Annotated in this window: 4 protein-coding genes; 1 reads left to right on the forward strand and 3 read right to left on the reverse strand. The window is 67.5% G+C overall.

Going from position 1 to position 5,167, the window contains the following annotated elements:
- Positions 1-96 precede the first annotated feature (96 nt).
- Positions 97-894, forward strand: a complete 798-nt coding sequence (locus tag ACFW0G_RS09175; RefSeq protein ID WP_378324370.1) for an SDR family oxidoreductase — start codon at positions 97-99, stop codon at positions 892-894.
- Positions 895-1,039: 145 nt separating this feature from the next.
- Here ACFW0G_RS09175 and ACFW0G_RS09180 read toward each other — a convergent pair whose 3' ends face one another.
- From ACFW0G_RS09180 to ACFW0G_RS09190, 3 genes are read right to left on the reverse strand one after another with little or no spacing between them, the layout of a single operon-like run.
- A complete protein-coding gene (locus ACFW0G_RS09180) occupies positions 1,040-1,789 on the reverse strand; it encodes a thioesterase II family protein (protein WP_378324371.1) in 750 nt (249 codons plus the stop codon).
- Positions 1,790-1,826: 37 nt separating this feature from the next.
- Positions 1,827-2,975 carry an acyl-CoA dehydrogenase family protein gene (locus ACFW0G_RS09185; RefSeq protein ID WP_378324373.1) on the reverse strand — a complete coding sequence of 383 codons (1,149 nt, stop codon included), beginning with the start codon at positions 2,973-2,975 and terminating at the stop codon, positions 1,827-1,829.
- Entirely contained in the window at positions 2,968-4,893 is a 1,926-nt protein-coding gene (locus ACFW0G_RS09190; protein WP_378324374.1) for an amino acid adenylation domain-containing protein, read from the reverse strand. Before ACFW0G_RS09190 ends, ACFW0G_RS09185 begins: the two co-directional genes overlap by 8 nt.
- Positions 4,894-5,167 lie beyond the last annotated feature (274 nt).

Here is a 5,167-nt window from a genome sequence, read left to right on the forward strand (position 1 = left end):
GCGCTGCGCCAGCGGCGGCAAGTGTATCCGCGCCGCGCGGGCGGCGTTCGATCTTCCTGAGTCGCCGGTCCGTCCGAAGTGGACGGGGGTTGCCTGATGCGACGCCGGATCCTGATCACCGGCGCGAGCGCCGGGCTGGGCCGCGGGATGGCATGGGAGTTCGCCCGGCGCGGCCGCGACCTCGCGCTGTGCGCGAGGCGGCAGAACCTCCTGGAGGAGCTACGCGACGAACTGCTGGCGGAGTATCCGGGAATTTCGGTGTCGGTGCGCACCCTTGACGTCACCGACCACCCGGCGGTGTTCAAGGTATTCGGCGAGTTCGCCGCCGAGCCAGGGGGACTGGACCGGATCGTGGTCAACGCGGGGAGCAGCCGCGGCCGGCCGGTCGGCACCGGCGAATTCGAACTGAACCGGCGTACCGCCGAGACCAACTTCACCGCCGTACTCGCCCAGTGCGAGGCAGCACTGGAGATCTTCCGCGCTCGCGGCGCCGGGCACCTGGTCCTGATCTCGTCGGTGTGCGCGCTGCGTGCCTTCCCGCAGAACCTGACCACCTATGCTGCCAGCAAGGCCGCGGTGCTGGCCCTCGGCGAAGGCATGCGTGCTGACCTGATGGGCACACCGATCGCGGTGACCACCCTGCTGCCCGGCTACATCCGCTCGGAAACCCAGACCGCCCAAGGACCGCTGGTGGCCGATTTCGAGCGTGGCTGCCGTGCGCTTGCCAAGGTGATCGAACACGAGCCCGCGCGAGCGTGTGTCCCGGCCTGGCCGCCGTGGTGGCTGTTCGGGCTCGGGATGCGGGTGCTGCCGCTACGCATCGTCAGCCGTTTCGGCGGTACTGCCCAGCGCTCCCGCGTCGCTTTGACCGATTCCGCCGGCGCGGCGCCGTGACGGCAGACGAGAACGGATACCGGATCACGCGACACAGCGGATGAGGTTGTCCGCTGTATCGCGTGCCCGTCCGCCTGGACCGGTCCGCCGCGCTGATCGCGGAACAGGGGGATGCGCGCGGCTGCCGCAGGTGGAGGACCACCCATCATGCGTCGCCCGCTGTCGCGCGGACGACCAGGTCTGCCAATGCCGGGACGTGATCGAAGAGGAAGAAGTGGCCGCCAGGGAACAGGTGCAGGCCACGGAAGTCCGTTGTCTCGTCGTGCCAGGGCTTCAACGTCTCGGCCGGCGTCACTCGATCCGCGTCACCACTGAAGGCGATCACCGGCACGGGCAACGGAGGCACAGGCCGGTACACATAGCTGCGGCAGACACTGAAGTCGGCGCGGAGTGTTGGCAGTGCGCGTGCCAGCATCGGCGGGTCCGCGAGCAGTTCACCGGGGACGCCCCCGAGCCTGCGGAGGTCGGCGATGAACGCCCTGTCATCGTCTTCGGGGTCAGGCATTACCTGGGGTGAAGCGCCGTGCGGCGGAAACGAGGCGATCGCGAGTATCCGCGGCAAGGACGAGCCCTGCCGCCGTAGCGCCAGCGTCATACCGTAGGCCAGTAGCGCGCCCATGCTGTGGCCGACGAAACCATAGGGACCGGCGAGTTCCGGTTGAAGGCCATCGAGCAGTGCCTCGACGGCACTGTCGATGTCGGTCAACGGTGTTTCCTTGTGGCGGCCCGGCCGGCCCGGTAGCCGTACAGCACGCAGTTCTATTCCCTGGGGGAGATGGTCGATCCAGGGCCGGAACATCGACGGGCTCCCACCCGCGCAGGAAAGGCAGTACAGCGTCAGCCACGGGTTTGGGCAGGGCCTGAAGACCAGGTACCAGGGATGCGTTCGTGGCATGGCTGATTCCCCCTCCTGTGCCGCCGAGCGGAAACGATCAGATCAGCGACTGACCGATGATCTCTTTCATGATCTCGGTCGTCCCTCCGTAGATGGTCTGCACCCGGGTGTCGAGGAAGGCGCGCGCGACCGGATTCTCGCGGATGACGCCGTATCCCCCGTGCAGCTGCAGACAGCGGTTGACGACGTTCTGACAGAGTTCCGTGTTCCACCACTTGACCATCGCGGCGTCTTCGGAGCCGAGACGCCCCTCGTTGTGTACCGTCAGCGCACGGTCGGTGTGGCTACGGGCCACGGCGAGCGCGGTGGCGAGGTCGGCGAGGACGAAGCGGTTGTGCTGGTGCCGTCCGACCGCTTGGCCGAAGACGACACGTCGTCGGCAGTATTCCAGGGTGTCCTCGAGAACCCTTTCGGCGGCGGCCAGCGCGGAAACGGCGATCCAGAGTCGTTCCTGCGGCAGGTTGCGCATGAGGTAGGCGAAGGCGCGACCCGGCTTGCCGAGCAGGTTCTCCGCGGGGACCACTACATCCTGGAAGGACAGCTCGGCGGTGTCCAAGGCTGTCATGCCGACCTTGTCGAGTGTTCGTCCCCGGGAAAAGCCGGCGCGGTGCGGCTCCACGACGAAGATGCTCGCGGACACCGCCTGCCCTCGGCTTTGTCCCTGCTGGGTGCGTGCGACCGTGAGATAGAGGTCGGCGGTGTGCGCATGGGAGATGAACGTCTTGCTCCCGTTGAGGATCCAGTGGTCCCCGTCGCGGATCGCCGTGGTCCGCATGGCCTGGATGTCACTACCCGCGTCCGGCTCGGTTATCGCAATGGCCGTGATCAGGGATCCATCGCAGAAACCGGGCAGCCAGCGTTCCTTCTGTTCCTTGGTCGTCAGAGTACGGAGGTAGGGACCGACGATCTCGTTGTGCAGCGGGAGGCAGGGCGCATACGTTCCGGCAGCCGCCAGTTCCTCCGCGAGGATCGCGTTGAAGCGATAGTCCGGGTTGCCCGCGCCACCGTATTCCTCGGGCATGTCCATGCCGAGCAGTCCGGCGTCCCCCGCCGCGCGCCAGACGGAGCGGTCGACCCGGCCCGCGGCTTCCCAGCTCGGGTAGTGGGGTGTGATCTCCTTGGCGATGAAGGCGCGGGCGAGCTCTCGGAAGGCGTGGTGCTCCGCATCCATGATCTCGTTACGCATGGTAGTCACCTGCGAGGGGCCCCGTGGCTGCGCGCCTGTCGAGCAGATCGGCGAGTTCGAAGAGCGCGTCGGTTTCGAACATGTCCTCCGCGTTGAGGTGCAGGCCGTGGCGTTTCGCGTCGGCCGCCAGGCGCATCGCCAGCAGGGAGTCGCCGCCGAGGTCGAAGAAATTGTCGTCCCGGCTCGCCGGGAACTGGCCGAGAACCCGGCCCCAGAGCTTGGCCAGAAGCTGCTCGGTCGGGCCGAGGCAGGGCGTCTCGCCGCCCGCGGAGCCGGCATCTGCCGGGAGTGGCCGTGTCGCCAGTGCTCGGCGGTCGATCTTGCCGTGCGCGTTCACCGGCAGCGCGTCGAGCTGGACCAACGCGTGCGGGATCATGTACTGCGGCAGCACGGCGGTCAGGTGATCGCGCAGCGTGCTCGTGCTGGGAGCGCGAGTTTCGTCCGTGGCGCACCAGTAGCCGACAAGTTGCCGTGTGGCTCCGCCGCCGGGTTCGTGCACCACGACGGCGGCCAGCGCAGTGCCCGCCACGGCGAGCAGGGATCTCTCGATCTCACCCGGCTCGATCCGAAAACCGCGTAGCTTCACCTGATCATCGGTGCGGCCGAGAAAGGCGAGCCGGCCGTCGGGGAGCCGCGCTACGAGGTCACCGGTGGCGTACATCCGGACGCCGGGCCGTGCGGCATAAGGATCTTCGCGGAAGCGTTGCGTGGTCTCATCGGCTCGGTTCAGGTAGCCGCGGGCGACCGCCGCGCCACTGAGGTGAAGCTCCCCCGCTTCGCCGTCGGGGACGGGGCGAAGTTCGCTGTCCAGCACATGAGCGGTGAGGCCGGGAAGCGGATAGCCGATGGGTGGTGGTGTGTCGGCGGCCGCGTCGGCGCGGATTTCCCCGCAGGTGGCCAGCATGGTGGCTTCCGTGGGCCCGTAGACGTGGTAGAGCCGGAATGGGGGATGAGGGGTGGGCGGCGCGTGCAGCTTCTCGCCGCCGAGCAGCATCGCCCGCATCGATCCGCCATCGGCAGGCCAGCGCGCCCGCAGCAGCTGCACTGCCAGTGCGGTCGTGAAGAAGCCGACCGACACCCGCTGCCGGCACAGCCAGTCTACGAAGTCCTGCGGGGAATCGGGAATCTGCCGCTCGGTGACGCACAAGGTCGCGCCGCCCGCCAGGCACGGCCATACTTCCAACGCCCATCCGTCGAATGACGGGCGGGCCACTTGCGGCATCCGGTCACCAGGCATGATCCGGAAGGTGTCTACGTACCAGTCCACGAGATCGGCGACACCCTGCTGCTCCACCAGGACGCCCTTGGGCCGCCCAGTCGAACCGGATGTGAACGTCACATAGCTCAGGTCACCGCCGGTCGGTGTGGACCGGGGAAGGACACCGCCGCCGGTGGGTCCGACGGGCTCGTCGACCACGATCGCGGGCGGGGCACCGGGTGGGAGGCTGCCGGCCAGCGAGCGGGTGGTGAGCACCACCGGGCTGGCACAGTCGGCAAGAATACTTTCGGCGCGGGCAGGCGGCTCTTTGGTATCCATGCCGACGTACGCGCCGCCGGCCAGCCAGGTCGCCAGCGCGCCGATGACGAGCTCGGGTGAGCGATCGAGCCACAGCGGTACAAGTACATCGCGCCCCACCGAGTGGGACCGGAGAATGGCGGCGAGCGCGCCTGCGCGGGCGAACAGTTCGGCGTAGCTCAGGCTCCGTTCGCCGTGCACCACCGCTGCGCGGTCAGGTTCCGCTCTGGCACGGCGGGCGATCCGCGCGGTGACGGGCTCGGCTTTCGAAGGGATCGGCGCGCTGGGGGGATCAAGTATTTCCGGTGTTGTCCTAGCGAGGCTCTCATACTGCTGCATTCCGATAACCTTCGCCCCTTCTCGGGTGTTTCGTAAAGGCGATGAGTAAACCGCTCGCGGCACTACGGCACCATCTCATAATTCCCGGTTAACAATGTCTCGGAGTGCGCTTGCTGTCCTGCCGACAGGACAGTGATAGGTGTCTGGCGTCGTTGGCTCACCTCGGTGTGGGCCAAGCTTGACGCGGCTGGACCTCGTCCTTAACGTCAGATCGGACTGCTCGGCAACTGTCGACCGTCATTCTTTTCGTCTTCGCCGTGCCGCGAGCGAAAAGTCCGGCTTACGCTGGGGGTGGAATTTTATTTTCGGCTGCACTCGTGCTGGTCCGGATAGAAGC

The sequence above is a fragment of the Amycolatopsis sp. NPDC058986 genome (assembly GCF_042741125.1).
Lineage (GTDB): Bacteria > Actinomycetota > Actinomycetes > Mycobacteriales > Pseudonocardiaceae > Amycolatopsis.